Raw genomic sequence first — 20940 nt, forward strand, 5'->3', positions numbered from 1 at the left:
CGACCCGTCAGACTTGCTCGTACCGTCGTGGCATGGCCCTGAAGGCGTACGACCTCACCGGACGCACGGCGTTCGTCACGGGCGCCGCCGGCGGCATCGGGCGGGCCTGCGCCGTCCTGCTCGCCCGCGCGGGGGCCGCGCTGCACTGCGCTGACCGCGACGAACAGGGCCTGCACGAGACGGCGACGCTGATCAAGGCCGAGGGCGGTACGGCCGTCACCCACCGTCTCGACGTGACCGACCGGGCCGGGCTCCAGCAGGCCGTGGAGTCCTGCGAGCGCCTCGACGTGATGGCGGCGGTCGCCGGGATCATGCACAGCAGCCCGGTCCTGGAGACCCGGGACGAGGACCTCGACCGGGTGCTGGACGTCAACTTCAAGGGCGTGCTGTACGCCTGCCAGGAGGCGGCCCGCCACATGATCGCGCGGCAGGTGCGGGGCAGCATCGTGACGATGGCCTCGGGCGCCGTGGACACCGGCGGCCCCGGTCTGCTCTGCTACGGCGCATCCAAGGCGGCCGTCGTGCAGCTGACGAAGACGCTGGCGACGGAGGTCGGCCCGCACGGGATCCGTGTGAACGCCGTGGCCCCCGGCTGGGTGCGCACTCCCATGACCCAGCGCCACGGAGAGGACCAGGCGCACACCGAGGCGTTCATGGCCCGGCGGTCGCCGCTCGGCCGGGTCGGCGAGCCGGAGGACGTCGCTCACGCGGTGTTCCACCTCGCCTCGGACGCGTCGTCCTTCACCACGGGCCAGATCCTCCGCCCGAACGGCGGCGTCGCGATGCCGTGGTGACCCCAGCGCCCCTCGCACGCCGACGGAACCCGCAGAGCCCGCGCACCCCCTGTTCATGACGAGCAGAGGCGGCCAGCAGCGGGCAAGACGCAACAGGCCAAGCACCAGGCCACGGGCAACGGGCAACCGTCCAGGCCCCCACTCAGACGGCGACACCCCGCGACACCCCGCACCCAGTGCAGAGAACGCCGCGCACGCCCGCCTCGTAAGCCACCCAGAGAACCAACGAACGAGCGCCCGCCGCCCCCGTACGACAGACCGGGTCATGCCCACATACGGATCACGCGAGCCAAGGCGCGCAACGCCCACCCCTCCCCGCCCCGCACGCGTGAACGGCGCCCCCCGACGCCGCCCCCGCACTCACCCACCGGCACCCCCGCCGAAAGGGGCGGCTCCGCAGCCCACCCCACAGGCACCCCGCCGGAAGGGGCGGCTCCGCAGCCCACCCATCCGGCGCCGGGCATCCCGGCCTCAGCGCTCCGTCACCGCACACCCCCGTCCCCGAAGTCGCGCCCCCTCGCTACACCCCCCGTCCCCGTTCCTCACCGGACCCACGTCGCCACATCCCCGCGAGGCGAAGATCCCGCATCGCCCGCCGGTCCGAGTCCACGGCCCGGGCAGCCCGCGCCTTGGGCACGCAGTGCACGGGCAGCAGACTCAGCCCCCACCCTCCGGCCGCGACAGCCCCTTCCCACACCCCTGCGTCGGGAGCCAGCGCGAGCCGGAGGATCCCCCACCACCACAGCGCCCCCAGCGTCAGCGTCGCCCCCCAGCGCGCCGTTCGCCCTGCCATGGCCTGCCACCTCCAGCCCGACGCTAGACCGCCGCTCCCGGCGGCAGGGAGGGCGCACCACCGGCACAGAGGCGCACCGCACGCACACACCCGCCGCACCCTGCCAGGATCTCGGGGCCGTGCCCCGCCGGGCGCCTCGCGTCCGGGGCCACGCGCCCGCCACGCGCCCCGTCCGCGGTCCGGCGCGGCCCGCCGCCCGCGCCGGTCCCGCCGCGGCACCGCACGTGGCGGTACGCAGCGCTCGGCGAGCCCCGGTACTGAGGCCCGCCTGCCCCTCACTCGGGCCTCAGCCGTTCTCCGCCTGGAACATCCAGTGGTGCTTCTCCAGATCCGCGGTGATGCCGATGAGAAGGTCCTGGCTGACCGGGTCCGGGCTCTCGGTGGCCTTCACGCGCTCCCGCATCCGCGTGATGACCGCGCCCAGCGCGTCCACCAGCGTCCCCACGGCGTCCGCGTCCTTGACCCAGCCGTCGGTGACGGTGCCGATCCCGCTGCCGGCGGCGACCGTCGCCGCGCGCCCGTCGGGCGAGACGCCGAGCGCGGAGGCGCGTTCGGCCACCGTGTCGGAGTGCAGGCGCGCGCTGACCACGACGTCGTCCAGCTGGAGGTGGACGGAACGGAAGCGCGGTCCGACGACGTTCCAGTGGACCTGCTTGGCCACCAGGGAGAGGTCCACCAGGTCGACCAGGGCGCCCTGCAGGGCCTCGGCGACGATCTTCAGGTCCGAGTCGGACAACGGGCTCTTCACCACGTACATCGAATCCTCCGGTTCAAGATCACTCATGACGGCCCCGAGCCACCGCCTCTCCACCATGACCGCCGGGGAACACACCGGCAAACGGGGTGGCGCCGGGCCGCCGGAAACGCGAGGAGCCCCGGCCGGTCCTCTCCGGGTCTCCCCGGAGAAGCCCCGGCCGGGGCTCTCGCGTACGTGGTTCAGTCCAGGACCGTGAGGCCGTGGACGCTAGGCCGCGACGACGTCGACCGCCTCGGCAGGCGCCTTGATGGTGACCCGTTCCGGTGGGACACCGGTCACGGACACGGAATTGAGCATCGGGCGACGTACCGGTGCGGGCACCGGTTCGGTGGCCGCAGCCGACTGTGCCAGCTCGGCGAGGGCGAGTTCGTCGCTCACTTCCCGCATGAGCTCGGACATCCGTACGTCAAGCGCGTCGCAGATCGCGGAGAGCAGCTCGGAGGATGCCTCCTTCTGCCCCCGCTCCACCTCGGAGAGATAGCCGAGTGAGACCCGGGCGGACGAGGAGACTTCGCGCAGAGTACGGCCCTGGCGCTGGCGCTGCCGACGCAGCACGTCACCCAGCAGGCGACGGAGCAGAATCATCGGTGGCTCCCTCCTCGGACCGCGTAGCCGCATCCTTCACGCCCCACCGTACCGCCTTGCGCCGCGGCCGTGCGGGGAGCGATGTCGTGTTCACTCAGGGCTGCAAACATCAAGTCCCCCCGTTCTGTTCCGTATCCTGTGCCAGCTCGTTTCCGGTCTGTTCGCCCGCGAGCTCCCCGAGAAGCAGCGCGAGTACGCTCCGTACACTCTCCATACGAATTTCCGCCCGACCGCCGTTCAACCGCAACGAGGCCACTTTCCCGCCAACATCGGCTGCGGATTTCGCCGTCGCCGGTCCGTCGACGGCCACGAAAACCGTACCGACCGGCTGCCCGTCCTGGGAATCGGGGCCCGCGACGCCGGTGGTGGCGATGCCCCAGTCGGCACCGAGCGCCTTGCGCACGCCGGCCGCCATCTGGGCCGCGACCTGCGGATCCACCGCCCCGCGCTCGGCCAGCAGAGTGGCGTCGACCCCGAGCAGTGCGTGCTTGAGCTCGGTGGCGTACGCGGTCACGGAGCCTCTGAAGGCCTTCGACGCCCCGGGCGTCCCTGTGATCTCCGCGGCCACCAGGCCACCGGTGAGCGATTCGGCGACGGCGAGCGTCTCGCCCCTCACCGTGAGTAGTCGCAGCACTTCGGCGGCCGTGGAACTCACCGCTCCGCCTCCTCGGCCGACGCCCGGCGGGCGGCGATGCCCTGCCGGCGCAGCACAATGGCCTGTCTTACGTAGTCGAGGCCCGTCACCACGGTCAGGACGACCGCCACGGCCATCACCCAGAACCTCATGGTGGCCAGCGGCCCCGTCAGCGCCAGCACGTACATGCCGACCGCGGTGCCCTGGGCCAGGGTCTTCAGCTTGCCGCCGCGGCTGGCGGGGATGACGCCGTAGCGGATCACCACGAAACGCAGCAGGGTGATCCCGAGCTCCCGCCCGAGGATCACCCCCGTCACCCACCAGGGCAGATCGCCCAGCGAGGACAGACAGATCAGCGCCGCGCCCATGATCGCCTTGTCGGCGATGGGGTCGGCGATCTTCCCGAAGTCGGTGACCAGGTTGTACGTGCGGGCGATGTGGCCGTCGAAGATGTCGGTGATCATCGCGACGGCGAAGGCCGCCCAGGCCCACGCGCGCCACACGGGGTCGTACCCGCCGTCGGCCAGCAGCAGCGCCACGAAGCCGGGCACGAGCACGAGCCGGAGCATGGTGAGGAGGTTGGCGACGTTCCAGAGGCTGGCCTGGTCGACGGCCGCAGCGCCCAGCTTTCGCACCGGCTTCGTTCCTCCCGGGGTGCCGGACGCACCGGCCGCGCCTTTCGCGCTGGAGGAACTGCCCGCCGCGGATGCCGGGGCTCCGGTCATCTGCCCGCCTCCTCAGTCCCCGCGAACGAGCCCGGGAGCGGCTCGGCCACCAGGTCGACACCTTCCGTGCCGACCACCTTTGCCTCGACCATACGACCGACGGTCAGACCCGCGCTGCTCGTGAGCAGCACCTGTCCGTCCGTCTCGGGCGCCTGGTGGGCGGCGCGGCCGACCGCGCCCTCCTCGTCGTCGATGGACTCGACCAGGACCTGCAACGTTTCTCCGACGCGCTCCTCGGCGCGCTGGGCGACCAGTTCCTCGGCGAGTCGCGACACGCGCGCGAGACGCTCGGCGACCACGTCCTCGTCGAGCTTGTTCTCGTACGTCGCCGCCTCGGTGCCGTCCTCGTCGGAGTAGCCGAAGACACCGATGGCGTCGAGCCGCGCATGGGTGAGGAAGCGCTCCAGCTCGGCCAGGTCGGCCTCGGTCTCGCCGGGGAAGCCCACGATGAAGTTCGACCGCACGCCGGCCTGCGGGGCCTTGGAGCGGATGGTGTCGAGCAGCTCCAGGAAGCGGTCGGTGTCGCCGAAGCGCCGCATCGAGCGCAGCACGTCGGGGGCGGAGTGCTGGAAGGACAGGTCGAAGTACGGCGCGATGTTCGGCGTGGAGGTCAGCACGTCGATGAGCCCGGGGCGCATCTCGGCGGGCTGGAGGTAGCTGACGCGCACGCGCTCGATGCCCTCGATCTCGGCGAGCTCGGGCAGCATCGTCTCCAGGAGGCGGATGTCGCCCAGGTCCTTGCCGTACGAGGTGTTGTTCTCGGAGACGAGCATGACCTCCTTGACGCCCTGCTCGGCCAGCCAGCGGGTCTCGTTCAGCACGTCGCTGGGGCGCCGGGAGATGAAGGAGCCGCGGAAGGACGGGATGGCGCAGAAGGAGCAGCGCCGGTCGCAGCCGGAGGCGAGCTTCACGGAGGCGACCGGGGAGCCGTCCAGGCGGCGGCGCAGGGGCGCACGGGGGCCGGAGACCGGAGCGACGCCCTCCGGCAGGTCGGCGGGCGCGCCGTGGCCGGGCAGGGCCACCTCGTCGCCCGCGGACTGCCGCTCGGCCGGGCTGATCGGGAGCAGCTTGCGGCGGTCGCGCGGGGTGTGCGAGGCGTGGATGCCGCCGTTCAGGATGGTCTGGAGGCGGTCGGAGATGTCGGCGTAGTCGTCGAAGCCGAGCACGCCGTCGGCCTCGGGGAGCGCCTCGGCCAGTTCCTTGCCGTACCGCTCGGCCATGCAGCCCACCGCCACGACGGCCTGGGTTCTGCCGTGCCCCTTGAGATCGTTGGCCTCCAGGAGGGCGTCCACGGAGTCCTTCTTGGCGGCTTCGACGAACCCACAGGTGTTGACGACGGCGACGTCCGCTTGCTCGGCGTCCTCGACGAGGTGCCAGCCGTCCGCCTCCAAGCGGCCTGCGAGCTCCTCCGAGTCCACCTCGTTACGGGCGCAGCCAAGGGTGACGAGTGCGACGGTACGGCGTTCAGGCATGGGCTCAAGACTACTTCGTCCCGCCGACGGCCCACGTCGACGGGGTTGGCCGATCCCGGCCAACCCCGTGTGCGCCTTGCCCCGCGGGCCCGTTCATCCGACCTCGGGGTCGCCCTTGGTGTAGGTCAGGCGCTCGACCTGACCGGGCTGGAAGTCGTCCTCGATCTTCTTGCCGTTCACGTACAGCTGGATGGCGCCGGCGTCACCCAGGATGAGGTTGATCTTCGTGTTGTCCTGGAAGGTCTTCGACTGGCCCTTCTTGAGCAGCCCGTCGAAGAGCATCCGGCCGTTGTGGTCCTTGGCGGAGATCCAGCTGCGGCCGTCGGTTGCGGTCACCTGGACGGTGACCTTGTCCTGCGGCGCGGCCGCGATGGCGCTGTCGGTGGGGTCGGGCTTCGGGTCGGCGGGCCTGGTCGGCGTGGGCTTGCCGGCCGGCTTGCTGGTGGTGGGCGTGGACCCCTCGGCGACCTGGGCCGTCGAGCCGTCCCCGTCGTCGCCCTTGACCATGGTGAACCCGACGAAGCCGATCACCGCGACGATCGCGGCGACCATGGCGGCCGTCCAGTTCGGTCCGCGGCGCTCGGGACGGATCCGTTCCGCCTCGAAGAGGGGGGCCGCCGGGGTGGGCGCGGGGCGCCCGCCGTGCTCGGCGTCGTACTGCGCGAGGAGGGGTTCGGGGTCGAGGCGGACAGCGCGTGCCAGGGTCCGGATGTGACCGCGGGCGTAGACGTCGCCGCCGCAGGGCGCGAAGTCGTCCTGCTCGATGGCGTGCACGATGACGATGCGGACCCGGGTGGCGCTGCTGACGTCGTCGACAGTCAGCCCGGCCTCGATGCGCGCCTGCCGCAGGGCGTGACCGATCGAGGGGCGTTCCGCCTCGCGATCGTCTTCGAACGGACGCTCGTCTTTTGGGGAGTTGCCGTCAGGGGAGTTGCCGATGGACACGGGGGCGCCTTTCGAGCGTGTAGCCACCTGTGCTGGAGGTTCAGTCTAGGGGGGGTACGAAAGGGTGGGGCAACCGGGCGGTAGGACTTTGTACGCCATCGGAATGGCCGGTCATCCCGATGATGGGACAGGTGATCGTCCCCTCGCTCAACTTGACGTGCGACATAGGGAAACGGTTGCTCACAGATCCCTTACAGCTGAGTCACGTTCGAATACCCGCTCGTCGCGGATCCACCCCTGCGGCGGCTCGTACGCCCCGTTTCCCTACGCTTCGGTCTCCCCGCGGATCACGGCCAGCACTCCGTCCAGTTCGTCGGCCTTCACGAGGACGTCGCGCGCCTTGGAGCCCTCGCTCGGGCCCACGATGTTGCGCGACTCCATGAGGTCCATCAGCCGCCCCGCCTTGGCGAAGCCGACGCGCAGCTTGCGCTGGAGCATCGAGGTGGACCCGAACTGCGTGGAGACGACCAGTTCGGCCGCCTGGCACAGCAGGTCGAGGTCGTCGCCGATGTCCTCGTCGATCTCCTTCTTCTGCTTGGTCCCGACGGTGACGTCGTCCCGGAAGACCGGCGCCATCTGATCCTTGCAGTGCTGGACGACGGCCGCGACCTCGTCCTCGGTGACGAAGGCGCCCTGCATACGCGTCGGCTTGTTGGCGCCCATCGGGAGGAACAGTCCGTCGCCCTTGCCGATCAGCTTCTCGGCGCCCGGCTGGTCGAGGATGACCCGGCTGTCGGCGAGCGAGGAGGTGGCGAAGGCGAGCCGGGACGGCACGTTCGCCTTGATGAGTCCGGTGACGACGTCCACCGAGGGCCGCTGCGTGGCGAGCACCAGGTGGATGCCGGCCGCGCGCGCGAGCTGGGTGATGCGCACGATGGCGTCCTCGACGTCGCGCGGGGCGACCATCATCAGGTCCGCGAGCTCGTCGACGATCACCAGCAGGTACGGGTACGGGCTCAGCTCGCGCTCGCTGCCCTCCGGCAGCTTCACCTTGCCGTTCCTGATGGCCTCGTTGAAGTCGTCGATGTGCCGGTACCCGAACGCCGCGAGGTCGTCGTAGCGCAGGTCCATCTCGCGTACGACCCACTGGAGCGCCTCGGCGGCCCGCTTGGGGTTGGTGATGATCGGCGTGATCAGGTGCGGGATGCCCTCGTACGCGGTCAGCTCGACGCGCTTGGGGTCGACGAGGACCATGCGCACGTCCTCCGGGGTCGCCCGCACCATGACCGAGGTGATCAGGCAGTTGATGCAGGACGACTTGCCGGAACCGGTGGCGCCGGCCACCAGCACGTGCGGCATCTTCGCCAGGTTGGCCATCACGTAGCCGCCCTCGACGTCCTTGCCGAGCGCGACCAGCATCGGGTGGTCGTCCTCGGCCGCGTCCGCGAGGCGCAGCACGTCGCCGAGGTTGACCATCTCGCGGTCGGTGTTCGGGATCTCGATGCCGACCGCCGACTTGCCGGGGATCGGGCTGATGATCCGGACGTCGGGGCTGGCGACGGCGTACGCGATGTTCTTCGTCAGCGCCGTGATCCGTTCGACCTTCACGGCGGGGCCGAGCTCGACCTCGTAGCGGGTGACCGTCGGACCGCGCGTGAAGCCGGTGACGGCGGCGTCGACCTTGAACTCCATGAAGACGTTGGACAGCGAGGCGACCACGGCGTCGTTGGCGGCGCTGCGGGTCTTGCCGGGTCCGCCGCGCTCCAGCAGGTCCAGGGACGGCAGCGCGTAGGTGATGTCGCCGGAGAGCTGGAGCTGCTCGGCCCGGGAGGGCATCTCGCGCGGTGTGTCGGGAGCGGCCTTGGTCAGGTCGGGCACGACGGCCTCGGCCTTGAACGGGTCCTGCTTGGCCTGCTTGGGCTGCCTGGCGCCCGCGGGGGCCTTGGCGGCCGGTGCGGTCCTGGCCCGCGCGGCCGGCACCGGCGTCGTCTCCTCGTACCCGTCCCGCTCCGGGTGGACGCCCTGGGTGAGGTCGGCTACCAGCGGCGAGGGCGGCATCCCGTGCATGACGGCGCCGTCCAGCGCGGCGGCGGCCGCCGCGGCGACGTCGACGGCGTCCATCGGCCGGTCCATGTCGGGCTGCTGCACGGCGGAACGCCGGGGGCGGCTCCGGCGCTTGGTGAGCGCCTCCTGCTCGGCTCCGTCGGGGTCGTACGCCTCGGGGGCGCGCGGGCGCCGGGAGCGCGCCGGCAGGGCCTCACGCCACTGCTCGTCGTAGCGCTCGTCGTCCTCGGCCCAGTCGTCCGCGTCCTCGGGGGAGGCGAGGATGCCGAGCTTCTCGCCGAGCAGGCGCAGCCGCTGCGGGATCGCGTTGACCGGGGTCGCCGTGACGACGAGCAGCCCGAAGACCGTCAGCAGCACGAGCAGGGGGACGGCGAGGACGTCGCCCATCGTGTACGTCAGCGGGGTCGCCGCGCCCCAGCCGATCAGTCCGCCGGAGTCCCTTATCGCCTGCATGCCGTCGCTGCGGGCGGGCGCCCCGCACGCGATGTGGACCTGGCCGAGCACGCCGATCACGAGCGCGGACAGGCCGATGACGATGCGGCCGTTGGCCTCGGGCTTCTCCGGGTGCCGGATCAGGCGGGCGGCGACGATGCCGATCAGTATCGGGACCAGCAGGTCGAGGCGGCCGAAGGCGCCGGTCACCAGCATCTCCACCAGGTCGCCGACGGGCCCCTGGAGGTTCGACCAGGTACCGGCCGCGATGATCAGCATGAGGCCGAGGAGCAGCAGTGCGACGCCGTCCTTGCGGTGCGCCGGGTCGAGCCCCTTGGCGCCCGCTCCTATGCCGCGGAACAGCGCGCCGACGGCGTGCGCGACTCCGAGCCAGACGGCGCGCACCAGTCGGTACACGCCTCCGGTCGGGCTGGGCGCCGGCCTGGGAGGGGCCTTCTTCACCGCGGCCTTCCTGGCGGGCGCCCTTTTGACGGGCGCCTTTTTCGCGGGGGCCTTCTTCGCCGGAGCCTTCGTCGGGACGACCGCCTTCTTCGCGGGCGGCTTCTTGGCTGCGGACTGACGTGAGGCCATGGGTGTGAGGTTACCGGTGGAGACGACAGCGGACACGTGTGCCTACTGCTTCACCCGTTCGTGTCGCCCTTCAGGTGGACGGGAACTGACGCCGTTTCACCGCTTCCACGCCTCGATGGGCGCAAAGTGACGGTCCGTCCCCCGCAGGGAAGCGCACCCCTGGACGGCCGGCGCCCCCGGTCCCGTACGGCTGCGGAACGGCCCGCTCCCCGAACGCGAACGGGGCGACGCGGCACGGGAGTTGCGGCCCGGCGAGGCGCGGGAGTCGCGGCTCGCGTCAGTTCTGCGAGGGCAGCGACGGCGCCCCGCTGCCCGTACCGGGCTCCAGGGCGTCCAGCGCTCTGCGCAGGCCCGTCAGTTTGCGTTCGAGATGGGCCGCGGTCGCCACGGCCGCCGCGTCGGCGGAGTCGTCGTCGAGCTGCTTGGACAGCGCCTCGGCCTGCTCCTCGACGGCCGCGAGCCGTGCCGACAGCTCGGCCAGCAGCCCGGCGGGCTCCTTGGTGTCGCCGACCGCCGCCTTGCCCCCGCCGCCCTCCAGCTGGAGCCGCAGCAGCGCCGCCTGCTCCCGGAGTTGGCAGTTCTTCATGTAGAGCTCGACGAAGACCGAGACCTTCGCGCGCAGCACCCACGGGTCGAACGGCTTGGAGATGTAGTCGACCGCGCCCGCCGCGTACCCGCGGAAGGTGTGGTGCGGCCCGTGGTTGATCGCGGTGAGGAAGATGATCGGGATGTCCCGCGTCCGCTCCCGCCGCTTGATGTGGGCGGCGGTCTCGAAACCGTCCATCCCCGGCATCTGCACATCCAGCAGGATGACCGCGAAATCGTCCGTCAGCAGCGCTTTGAGCGCTTCCTCCCCGGACGATGCCCGCACCAGTGTCTGATCGAGCGCAGAGAGGATGGCCTCCAGCGCCAGCAGATTCTCCGGCCGGTCATCGACCAGGAGGATCTTGGCCTTCTGCACCATGGCCCGCCCTCCTCGCCCCGGCAGTGCACCGGGCGCCGCCCCAGGGGACGACTCCGTTGCGCCGCCCGTCCTTGTGCCGGTCATGGTAGCCGCACCCCGCTTGTCGCCACACCCTGTCACCGCGATGTCACTGTGCACGTAGCAGAAACGTAGCGGGAGACCAGAAGGTTCCCCGAATACCGGGTTTCTACACGGCCTCGGCCACACTCAGTCATGCCACGTCGGGCGCGCCTCGCCGCCCCGCCGGACGGTCCGGCCGGCCGAACGGGCCGCCCGTCGGACACGCCCCGCCGCCCCGCGGACAGGGCCCGCCGCCCGCCTTCGGGCGCCGGGCGCTGACACCGCGTAGCGGCCCGCACGTCACTGCCCCCGCATCCACTGCTCCATCACCGACAGCAGGTGATCGGGATCGACCGGCTTCGTCACGTAGTCGGAGGCACCCGACTCGAGGGCCTTCTCCCGGTCGCCCTTCATCGCCTTCGCGGTGAGCGCGATGATCGGCAGACCCGCGAACTGCGGCATCCTCCTGATCGCCGTGGTCGTCGCGTACCCGTCCATCTCCGGCATCATGATGTCCATCAGGACGACCGTCACGTCGTCGTGCTGCTCCAGGACCTCGATGCCCTCGCGGCCGTTCTCGGCGTACAGCACGGACAGGCCGTGCTGCTCCAGCACGCTGGTGAGCGCGAAGACGTTGCGGATGTCGTCGTCGACGATCAGCACCTTCTCGCTGTCGAACCGGATGCCGGACCGCGGCCGCGGAGCCGCCTCCTGCTGCCCGTCGGCCTGCCACTGCTCCTGCCCCTGCCCGGCGGCCGACGGCCCGGTGAGCCCCGGCCGCTGCTCGGCGGCGGGCACCGCCCTGCGGCGCCGCCTGAACAGCGCGGCGGGCCCGTTCTGGGTGTCCTGGTACGACCTCACCTCGGCCGGCGTCTCGATGCCAGGCCCGGCCGGCTCCGCCTCGGAGGCGAGCAGTTCCCCGGCGCCGAGCGGGGGCGCGAGCTGCCCGTAGCCCTGCGGCGGCAGTTCGCTCGGGTACAGGGGCAAATACAGCGTGAACGTCGAGCCGCGCCCCGGTTCGCTCTGCGCGTGGATCTCGCCGCCCAGCAGCCGCGCGATCTCCCGCGAGATGGACAGCCCCAGACCGGTGCCGCCGTACTTGCGGCTGGTCGTGCCGTCCGCCTGCTTGAACGCCTCGAAGATCACCCGCATCTTGCTCGCGGCGATCCCGATGCCGGTGTCGGTCACCGAGAAGGCGATCAGGTCGCCGTCCGGGTCCCGCAGCGAGCCGGACTCCAGCAGCTGTTCCCGAATGGCGACCGGGACGTCCGCACCCGTCGGCCGGATGACCAGCTCCACCGCTCCCGAGTCGGTGAACTTGACCGCGTTGGACAGCAGGTTGCGCAGCACCTGGAGGAGGCGCTGCTCGTCGGTGTGCAGCGTCGCGGGCAGCTCCGGCGAGACCCGTACCGAGAAGTCGAGCCCCTTCTCCGCGGTCAGCGGGCGGAACGTGGCCTCCACGTAGTCGACGAGCTGCACCACGGCGATACGGGTCGGCGAGACGTCCATCTTGCCCGCCTCGACCTTCGACAGATCGAGGATGTCGTTGATCAGCTGGAGCAGGTCGGAGCCCGCACCGTGGATCGTCTCGGCGAACTCGACCTGCTTCGGCGTGAGGTTGGAGTCCGCGTTGTCAGCGAGCAGCTTGGCCAGGATCAGCAGGGAGTTGAGCGGCGTACGCAGCTCGTGCGACATGTTGGCGAGGAACTCGCTCTTGTAGCGCATCGACACCGCGAGCTGCTCGGCCCGCTCCTCGAGGACCTGCCGCGCCTCCTCGATCTCGGTGTTCTTCACCTCGATGTCGCGGTTCTGCTGGGCCAGCAGCTCGGCCTTCTCCTCCAGTTCGGCGTTGGACTCCTGGAGCGCCTTCTGCCGGTTCTCCAACTCGGCCGACCGCTCGCGGAGTTGCTCGGTCAGCTCCTGCGACTGCTTGAGCAGCACCTCCGTCTTGGTGTTGACGGAGATGGTGTTGACGCTCGTCGCGATCATCTCGGCGATCTGGTTGAGGAAGTCCTTCTGGATCTGCGTGAACGGCGTGAACGACGCCAGCTCGATCACCCCGAGCACCGTGCCCTCGAAGAGCACCGGAAGGACGATCACCTGCGCGGGCGGCGCCTCGCCGAGCCCGGAGGAGATCTTCAGATAGCCGCTCGGCGCGTTCTCCACGAGGATCGTGCGCTTCTCCTGCGCCGCCGTCCCGATCAGCGCCTCGCCGGGCCGGAACGACGTCGGCATGGAGCCCATCGAGTAGCCGTACGACCCCAGCATCCGCAGCTCGTACGCCTCCTCGTCCTGGCCGGCCGCGTCCTTGCCGTCCATCAGCGGCATCGACAGGAAGAACGCCCCGTGCTGCGCGGAGACGACCGGGGTCAGCTCGCTCATGATCAGGGAGGCCACGTCGTCGAGGTCGCGGCGCCCCTGCATCAGGGCCGAGATGCGCGCCAGGTTGCCCTTGAGCCAGTCCTGCTCCTTGTTGGCGATGGTGGTGTCGCGCAGGTTGGCGATCATCTTGTTGATGTAGTCCTGCAGTTCCTGGATCTCGCCCGAGGCGTCCACGTCGATCTTCAGGTTCAGGTCGCCGCGCGTCACCGCGGTCGCCACGCGCGCGATGGCACGCACCTGCCGGGTCAGGTTCCCGGCCATCTCGTTCACCGACTCGGTGAGGTCGCGCCAGGTGCCGTCGACGTCCCGCACCCGCGCCTGGCCGCCCAACTGCCCCTCGGTGCCCACCTCGCGGGCGACACGGGTGACCTCCTCCGCGAACGACGACAGCTGGTCGACCATCGTGTTGATGGTCGTCTTGAGCTCCAGGATCTCGCCGCGCGCGTCGATGTCGATCTTCTTGGTCAGATCGCCCTTGGCGATGGCCGTGGTGACCATCGCGATGTTGCGTACCTGGCCGGTCAGGTTCGACGCCATCCCGTTCACCGACTCGGTGAGGTCCTTCCACGTACCGGACACCCCCGGCACGCGCGCCTGCCCGCCGAGGATGCCGTCCGTGCCCACCTCGCGGGCCACCCGGGTCACCTGGTCGGCGAACGAACTCAGCGTCTTCACCATGGTGTTGACGGTGTCGGCGAGCTGGGCGACCTCGCCGCTCGCCTCCACCGTGACCTTCTTGGTGAGGTCGCCGTTGGCCACGGCCGTCGCGACCTGCGAGATGTTCCGCACCTGGTTGGTCAGGTTGTTGGCCATCACGTTGACGTTGTCGCTGAGGTCCTTCCAGATGCCCGTGACCCCCGGCACCCGCGCCTGGCCGCCCAGGTTGCCCTCGGTGCCCACCTCGCGGGCCACCCGGGTCACCTGCTCCGCGAAGTTGGAGAGCTGGTCGACCATCGTGTTGACGGTGGTGACGAGTTCGAGGATCTCGCCCTTGGCGTCGACGGTGATCTTCTTCGACAGATCGCCCTTGGCGACGGCGGTCGTGACCTCGGCGATGTTGCGGACCTGGATGGTCAGGTTGTTCGCCATAAAGTTCACGGACTGGGTGAGGTCCTTCCAGGTGCCGGAGACACCCTGCACCTCGGCCTGCCCGCCGAGCATGCCCTCCGTACCCACCTCGCGGGCCACCCGCGTGACCTGCTCGGCGAAGTTCGAGAGCTGGTCCACCATCGTGTTGAGGGTGTTCTTCAGCTCCAGGATCTCCCCGCGCGCGTCCACGTCGATCTTCTGCGACAGGTCACCGCGGGCCACCGCCGTCGCGACCTGCGCGATGTTGCGGACCTGCGCGGTGAGGTTGCCGGCCATGCCGTTCACCGAGTCGGTCAGGTCGCGCCACACACCGGCCACGCCGGGCACCTGCGCCTGACCGCCGAGCCGGCCCTCCGTGCCCACGTCCCGGGCGACCCGCGTCACCTGGTCCGCGAAGGCGGAGAGCTGGTCGACCATCGTGTTGATGGTGTTCTTCAGCTCCAGGATCTCGCCGCGCGCGTCCACGTCGATCTTCTGCGACAGGTCACCCCGCGCCACCGCCGTCGTCACCTGGGCGATCTGCCGCACCTGCGAGGTGAGGTTGCCCGCCATGAAGTTGACGGAGTCGGTGAGTTCCTTCCACGTACCGGAGACTCCGTCCACCCGGGCCTGACCGCCGAGCCGGCCCTCCGTACCCACGTCCCGGGCCATCCGCGTCACCTGGTCCGCGAAGCTCGACAGCTGGTCCACCATCGTGTTCACGGTGTTCTTCAGCTGGAGCATCTCGCCGGACACGTCGACGGTGACCTTCTGCGACAGGTCGCCGTTCGCCACCGCCGTCGTCACCTGCGCGATGTTGCGCACCTGCCCGGTGAGGTTGCGGAACGCCGTGTTGACGGAGTCCGTGAGGTCCTTCCACGTACCCGCCGCGCCCGGCACCTGCGCCTGCCCGCCCAGCTCGCCCTCGACGCCGATCTCCCGCGCCACCCGCGTGACCTCGGCACCGAAGGACGACAGCTGGTCGACCATCGTGTTGACGGTGTTCTTCAGCTCCAGCATCTCACCGGCCACGTCGACCGTGACCTTCTGCGACAGGTCGCCGTTCGCCACCGCCGTCGTCACCGCGGCGATGTCCCGCACCTGCGTGGTCAGGTTCCGGAAGACCGTGTTCACCGAGTCGGTGAGGTCCTTCCACGTGCCCGCGGCCCCCGGCACGTTCGCCTGGCCGCCGAGCCGTCCCTCGCCGCCGACCTCGTTCGCCACCCGGGTGACCTCGTCCGCGAACGTGCGCAGCGTCTCGGTCATCTGGTTGATCGTCTCGGCGAGCTGCGCGACCTCGCCGCGCGCCGACACCGTCACCTTCTGCGACAGGTCACCACTGGCGACCGCCGTCGTCACCTGCGCGATCCCGCGCACCTGGGCCGTCAGGTTGCCGGCCATCAGGTTCACCGAATCGGTGAGGTCCTTCCACACGCCCGCCACACCGGGCACCTGGGCCTGGCCGCCCAGCTCGCCCTCCGTGCCCACCTCGCGGGCGACCCGCGTCACCTCGGACGAGAAGGAGGACAGCTGGTCGACCATCGTGTTGACGGTGTTCTTCAGCTCCAGCATCTCGCCGGCCACGTGAACCGTGACCTTCCGGGACAGATCACCCTTGGCGACCGCCGTCGTGACGAGCGCGATGTCCCGCACCTGCGCGGTCAGGCGGTACGCCATCGTGTTGACCGAGTCCGTGAGGTCCTTCCACGAACCGGACATCCCGCGCACCCGGGCCTGCCCGCCCAGCTTGCCCTCGGTGCCCACCTCGCTGGCCACCCGCGTCACCTCGTCGGTGAACGTGGACAGCTGGTCGACCAGGTTGTTGACCGTGCGCCCGACCTTCAGGAACTCGCCGCGCAGCGGGTGCCCGTTCCCGTCCGGCGCCTGCGCCCGCAGCTCCATACGGGGCGACAGGTCGCCCTCGGCCACCGCGGACAGCACCCGGCCGACCTCGGAGACCGGCCGTACGAGGTCGTCGACCAGCGCGTTCGACGCGTCGATCGCGGCCGCCCAGGAACCCTCGCAGGCCCCCGTCTCCAGCCGTTCCGTCAGCTTGCCCTCACGCCCGACCATGCGCCGCACCCGCGACAGTTCACCCGTGAGGTGCAGGTTCCGGTCGGCCACCTCGTTGAAGACGGCGGCGATCTCGGACATCACGCCGTCGCCCGAGACGGTCAGCCGCTTGCGGAAGTTGCCGTCCCGCATCGAGACCAGGGCCGTCAGCAGCCGGTTCAGGGCAGCCGTGTCCACCGCGGTGGTCCCACCCCTCGGTTTCCGCTCGTTGCTCGGGGACTGTCCGCCTTTCGCGCGCGTCTTCGTGCCCCGCGTCGCTGCGCCAGACTCCACTGTGTCCCTCCCGCAGGGGTCGACCATTACTGCTCTGCGTGCTCAGTACTTCCACTCGGTCTGCCGGACGGGCCTCCGCCCGGCACACTCGGAAGGCCCTCTGCCTGCCCGGACCTTCCCATGGAGCCTGCCCAGTGTTTCACCCCGACCGAACCAGGCCATAACAGTTCGGCAGCTTCGCACATCGTCCGCACACCCTCTGGACGGAAACACTGGCGACCGGCATCCGCGCGGACGGCGAAGGTAAGTAACCTTGCATGCGGCTGTCCAGCCACGCCGGTTCCGTCCGGACTGGGCGGTGGCACGAGCACGAGCGGGCAGGCATCGGAGGGGCGCCGCACCATGACCACCGGACTGCATCCCGGGGAAGCACCCCGGGATCCCCGGCCGACGGGGAACCAGCCCCTGCCCCGGCAGGAGCGAGTAGAGCCCGCATCCGTGCACGCCGAGAACCGGACAAGGAGTTCTGTGATCACCGCGCGCGCGGCCGCCAGTTTCGAGCCCCTGGGGCGATCGGTCGCGACCGCCCGCGCCTTCGTCCGTGACACCCTCCAGGGCTGGGGCTTCGCCGATGTCGTCGACGACGCCGTGGTCCTCACCAGCGAACTGGTCACGAACGCCGTGGTGCACGCGGGCACGTCCGCGGACGTCCTGTGTCTGCGCAGCGACGACGGCGTACGCATCGAGGTGGCGGATCGCTACCCCGAACGCGAGATCCCACTCCAGGGCTCCGTCGCCGACATGGGCAGCCCCGACCGCGAGGGCGGCCGCGGCCTCCAGCTCTGCGCCGCCCTGGCCGACCGCTGGGGCGTCGACTACACGCCCACCCGGAAGCAGGTGTGGTTCCAGCTCGACCTGCCCGAGCGCGCGGTCGGCACCCGCACCGCCGGCCCGTCCCTGCCCGCCGCCCTCCTGCCGCTCGCCGACGGCCGGGTACGCGTCGCCGTCGTCCAGATCGACCGCGTCGGCGCCATCACCGCGTGGAACGAGGACGCCGAGGAGCTCTTTGGGTACACGGCCGAGCAGGTCACCGGCAAACCGCTGACCGACCTCGCCGCCTGGCCGCACACGCCGGGCACCAGCACCGGCATCGTCGAGGCCCTCCAGCTCTCGCGCTGGGAGGGCAGCTACGGCCTGCGGGGCGCCGACGGCCGCGTGACCGCGGTGTACGCCTCCCACCTCCGCGTCCGCGACACCGAGGGCGAACCCTCGACGGTCTGCCTCCTGGTGCGCAACCACGAACGGGCCGTCCTGCAGACGCCGTTGCGCGGCGCCTCCCCCGACTCGGGCACGATGGCCGAGGGCCAGACCACCGACCCGTTCGAGGTCTTCATCGGCTCCCCCGCGCCGGACGACCTGGACGGCCTCCTCCAGCGCACGGTGGAGCGCGCCCGCGACATGCTCGACGCCGACTCCGCCTTCCTGCTGCTCGCCACCGACGACGAGACGGAACTGGAGGTACGCGCCTCCACCGGCCTGCCCTCCGCCCGCCAGCGCTTCGCCCGCGTCCCCGTCGAAGCCGGCCCCGGCCGTTACGGCTCCGCCCGCATGCCGGCCGTCCACGACGACCTCGCGGCCGTCCCGGGCGCCGTCCCGCTGCTCAACGGCACCGGGATGCGCTCCGTCGTCACCGTCCCGCTGAAGGTGGAGGGGCGCCTCACCGGCTCCCTCGGTGTCGCCGCCGAGGCGCCGGGCCGGTACTCGAACGAGGAGGCGCTGCGCCTGCAGTTCGCCGCCGACCGCATCGCGCTGGCCGTCGAGTCCGCCCGTCTCGGCGAACTGGAGCGCCTGCGCCGCGGCTCGCTGTCCTTCCTCGTCGAGGCCTCCGACCTCCTCGCCGGCACCCTGGACCGCGACCAGACGCTGGCCCTCATGGCCCAGATGACGGTCCCGACCCTGGCCACCTGGTGCGCCGTCTACACGATCGCCGACCAGTCGTCCGACCCCTACCTCTCGTATGTCCTGCATGAGGACGAGGAGCGCATCGACGGCCTCAAGGCGCTGCTCTCCAAGATCGACCCGCCGGACCCGGTGCCCACGCCGGGCGCCCGCGTCTGGTCGGCCCCGGCCGACGCGGCCCACCAGGCGGCGCTGCGGACCTCCATGCGCAGCCTCGGCCTGGGCGAGTCCCCCTCGTCGGGTTCGGGCATCGGCACGACTCTCGCGACGGCCGCGGCGGTCGGCGGCGAGACCGTCGTGCTGCCCCTGGTGGCCCGCAACCGCGTCATCGGCATGCTCACCCTCGGCAAGCCGTCGGACGAGCACTTCCGCCAGGAGATCCTGGAGCTCGCCGAGGACCTGAGCCGCCGGGCGGCCCTCGCGCTGGACAACGCCCGCCTGTACTCGGAGCGCACGGCGATCAGCCAGTCCCTCCAGCGCAGCCTCCTGCCGCCCGAGCTCCCCGTGATCGACGGCGTCGAGGTCGAGGTCATCTACCGAGCGGCCGGCGAGGGCAACGAGGTCGGCGGCGACTTCTACGACGTCTTCCCGATCCGCGACGGCGCCTACGGCTTCGCCATCGGCGACGTGTGCGGTACGGGCCCGGAGGCGGCGGCGGTCACCGGCCTCGCCCGGCACGCGCTGCGCCTGCTGGCCCGCGAGGGCTTCGGCGGCCCGGCGGTCCTGGAGCGCCTGAACTCCGCGATCCTCGACGAGGGCGCCCGCAGCCGCTTCCTCACCCTGCTGTACGGCGAGTTGTGGCCCCAGGAGGACGGCTCGGCGGTGCTCAAGGTGGTCTGCGCCGGGCACCCGCTGCCGCTGCGCCTGCGCCAGGACGGCACGGTCGAGCCGGCCGCGGAACCGCAGCCGCTCCTCGGCGTCATGGACGACCTGGAGCTCTACGAGCAGACGGTGACCCTGGATCCCGGCGACGTCCTCCTGTGCGTGACGGACGGGGTCACCGAACGCCGTGAGGGCACCCGCATGCTCGGCGACGACGGCCTGGCCGACGTCCTGACCACCTGCACGGGGCTGACGGCCGGCGCGGTGGCGGCCCGCATCATGCGCGCCGTGGAGCGGTTCGCCTCGGACGCCCCGTCCGACGACATGGCGATTCTCGCGATGCGTGTTCCGGGACTCCAGAAGGACTGACCGAAAGGCCCGGATTTCCGGAGTCCCGGAAGTCCGGCCAACGAGAAAAGGCCCCCGCCCGAATGGGCGGAGGCCTTTTTCTTGTGGAGCCCCCCAACGGAATCGAACCGTTGACCTTCTCCTTACCATGGAGACGCTCTGCCGACTGAGCTAGGGGGGCCGGTCGCCTTTTCGAGGTTTCCCTCGCGGCAACGGAATAGATCATACCCCGAACAGCGGGGTGGTCCCAACCAGTCCGGCCGGTTCAGAAGGCGGGCTGAAGCAGTCCCCCGAGTGCATTGCACGAGGACACGATGCGCTGCATCTCGCGCTTGGTCAGGAAGGCGTCGACAGGCAGCGCCAGCGTCTCGTCCGCGGCCCTCTCGGTCTCGGGGAGGCAGACGTCCCGGCGGAAGGCGGGCATGCGGTGCACCGGCGTCTTCACGGGCACCCGGCAGTCGACTCCCCTGGCCCGCACCGCTCGCGCGAACGCGTCCCGGTCCGGCCGCCCGTTACCGGGCACGCGCACCACGTACTGCTGGTAGGTGTGCCCGTCACCGCCGTCGGGTGTCCGCACCCCGCTGAGCCGGGAGTCGAGGTAGCCGGCCCGCGCCCTGCGCTGCGCGATCTCGTCGTACGGCGCCTCGGACTCGCCGTGCTCCAGGACGAGGAGGCCGTGCCGCTGCCCGAGCGCGTGCAGGGGCGCGAGGGAAGCTGGCCGTCCGAACCGGTGCACCACGACGACGGCCGCGGTCCGCGAGGTCACGGCGTAATCGACCGCGAAGGCGTCGAGGCAGTACGTCGTCGGGTCTATGTCGGCGAACACGGGCGTCGCCCCGGTGAGGGTGACGGCCTCGGCGACCTCGACGTTTCCGAAGGCCGGCACGATGACCTCGTCACCGGCTCCGACACCCGCGGCCCTGAGCATTGCAGCAGTACCCATGCCTCGGATGGTGGTCGCGCAACGTGAACGACAAGTGACGCACAACAAAAAAGAGCTGGTCCCCGAACCGAAGTTCGGGGACCAGCTCTTTCACAATTTGTTCGGCGGCGTCCTACTCTCCCACAGGGTCCCCCCTGCAGTACCATCGGCGCTGTAAGGCTTAGCTTCCGGGTTCGGAATGTAACCGGGCGTTTCCCTCACGCTATGACCACCGAAACACTATGAAACTGTCAACCGGAGCCGTGGCATGGCTACGACGGTTGTTCGTGGTTTCAGAACCAACACAGTGGACGCGAGCAACTGAGGACAAGCCCTCGGCCTATTAGTACCAGTCACCTCCAGCGGTTGCCCGCCTTCCAGATCTGGCCTATCAACC

12 protein-coding genes, 1 tRNA gene and 1 rRNA gene are annotated in these 20940 nt (G+C 70.7%); 2 read left to right on the forward strand and 12 right to left on the reverse strand.

Annotated elements, in window-relative coordinates:
- The first annotated feature begins 32 nt into the window (after positions 1 to 32).
- Positions 33 to 794: an SDR family NAD(P)-dependent oxidoreductase gene (locus ACWGIS_RS19745; protein WP_453363718.1), complete on the forward strand. Its 762-nt coding sequence runs from the start codon at positions 33 to 35 to the stop codon at positions 792 to 794.
- A gap of 1079 nt (positions 795 to 1873) precedes the next feature.
- On the opposite strand, the gene ACWGIS_RS19750 is transcribed toward ACWGIS_RS19745, so the two are convergent.
- The 9 genes from ACWGIS_RS19750 to ACWGIS_RS19790 form a co-directional block, all read right to left on the reverse strand.
- Positions 1874 to 2344: a Dps family protein gene (locus ACWGIS_RS19750; RefSeq protein WP_453363733.1), complete on the reverse strand. Its 471-nt coding sequence runs from the start codon at positions 2342 to 2344 to the stop codon at positions 1874 to 1876.
- Between the two features lie 207 nt (positions 2345 to 2551).
- Entirely contained in the window at positions 2552 to 2929 is a 378-nt protein-coding gene (locus ACWGIS_RS19755; RefSeq protein ID WP_037620346.1) for a helix-turn-helix domain-containing protein, read from the reverse strand.
- Positions 2930 to 3038: 109 nt separating this feature from the next.
- Positions 3039 to 3584, reverse strand: a complete 546-nt coding sequence (locus ACWGIS_RS19760; protein WP_453363719.1) for a CinA family protein — start codon at positions 3582 to 3584, stop codon at positions 3039 to 3041.
- Positions 3581 to 4288: a CDP-diacylglycerol--glycerol-3-phosphate 3-phosphatidyltransferase gene (pgsA, locus tag ACWGIS_RS19765; protein WP_453363720.1), complete on the reverse strand. Its 708-nt coding sequence runs from the start codon at positions 4286 to 4288 to the stop codon at positions 3581 to 3583. The genes ACWGIS_RS19760 and pgsA overlap by 4 nt, the downstream gene beginning before the upstream one ends.
- The gene (gene rimO, locus ACWGIS_RS19770; protein ID WP_453363721.1) at positions 4285 to 5760 is read right to left on the reverse strand and encodes a 30S ribosomal protein S12 methylthiotransferase RimO; all 1476 of its coding nucleotides are present in this window, start codon (positions 5758 to 5760) and stop codon (positions 4285 to 4287) included. Before rimO ends, pgsA begins: the two co-directional genes overlap by 4 nt.
- 93 nt (positions 5761 to 5853) lie before the next feature.
- Positions 5854 to 6705 (reverse strand): helix-turn-helix domain-containing protein, encoded by an 852-nt coding sequence (locus ACWGIS_RS19775; protein WP_453363722.1) that lies wholly within the window; start codon positions 6703 to 6705, stop codon positions 5854 to 5856.
- A 264-nt stretch (positions 6706 to 6969) separates the two neighbouring features.
- Complete coding sequence (locus tag ACWGIS_RS19780; RefSeq protein ID WP_453363723.1) at positions 6970 to 9732, reverse strand: DNA translocase FtsK; 2763 nt, start codon at positions 9730 to 9732, stop codon at positions 6970 to 6972.
- Positions 9733 to 10009: 277 nt separating this feature from the next.
- Positions 10010 to 10696, reverse strand: a complete 687-nt coding sequence (locus ACWGIS_RS19785; protein WP_453363724.1) for a response regulator — start codon at positions 10694 to 10696, stop codon at positions 10010 to 10012.
- A 360-nt stretch (positions 10697 to 11056) separates the two neighbouring features.
- On the reverse strand, positions 11057 to 16552 hold the full coding sequence (locus ACWGIS_RS19790; RefSeq protein ID WP_453363725.1) for a HAMP domain-containing protein: 5496 nt from the start codon (positions 16550 to 16552) through the stop codon (positions 11057 to 11059).
- A 342-nt stretch (positions 16553 to 16894) separates the two neighbouring features.
- Here ACWGIS_RS19790 and ACWGIS_RS19795 point away from each other — a divergent pair, with 342 nt between their 5' ends.
- Positions 16895 to 19642: a SpoIIE family protein phosphatase gene (locus tag ACWGIS_RS19795; RefSeq protein WP_453363726.1), complete on the forward strand. Its 2748-nt coding sequence runs from the start codon at positions 16895 to 16897 to the stop codon at positions 19640 to 19642.
- Between the two features lie 84 nt (positions 19643 to 19726).
- Here ACWGIS_RS19795 and ACWGIS_RS19800 read toward each other — a convergent pair.
- The 3 genes from ACWGIS_RS19800 to rrf all read right to left on the reverse strand — a co-directional run bounded on the left by ACWGIS_RS19800 (position 19727) and on the right by rrf (position 20780).
- Positions 19727 to 19802 (reverse strand) — tRNA-Thr (locus tag ACWGIS_RS19800).
- Positions 19803 to 19886: 84 nt separating this feature from the next.
- A complete protein-coding gene (locus tag ACWGIS_RS19805; RefSeq protein ID WP_453363734.1) occupies positions 19887 to 20549 on the reverse strand; it encodes a DegT/DnrJ/EryC1/StrS family aminotransferase in 663 nt (220 codons plus the stop codon).
- Positions 20550 to 20663: 114 nt separating this feature from the next.
- A 5S ribosomal RNA gene (gene rrf / locus ACWGIS_RS19810) occupies positions 20664 to 20780 on the reverse strand.
- Positions 20781 to 20940 lie beyond the last annotated feature (160 nt).

It is taken from the genome of Streptomyces sp. NPDC054842, from assembly GCF_053611025.1.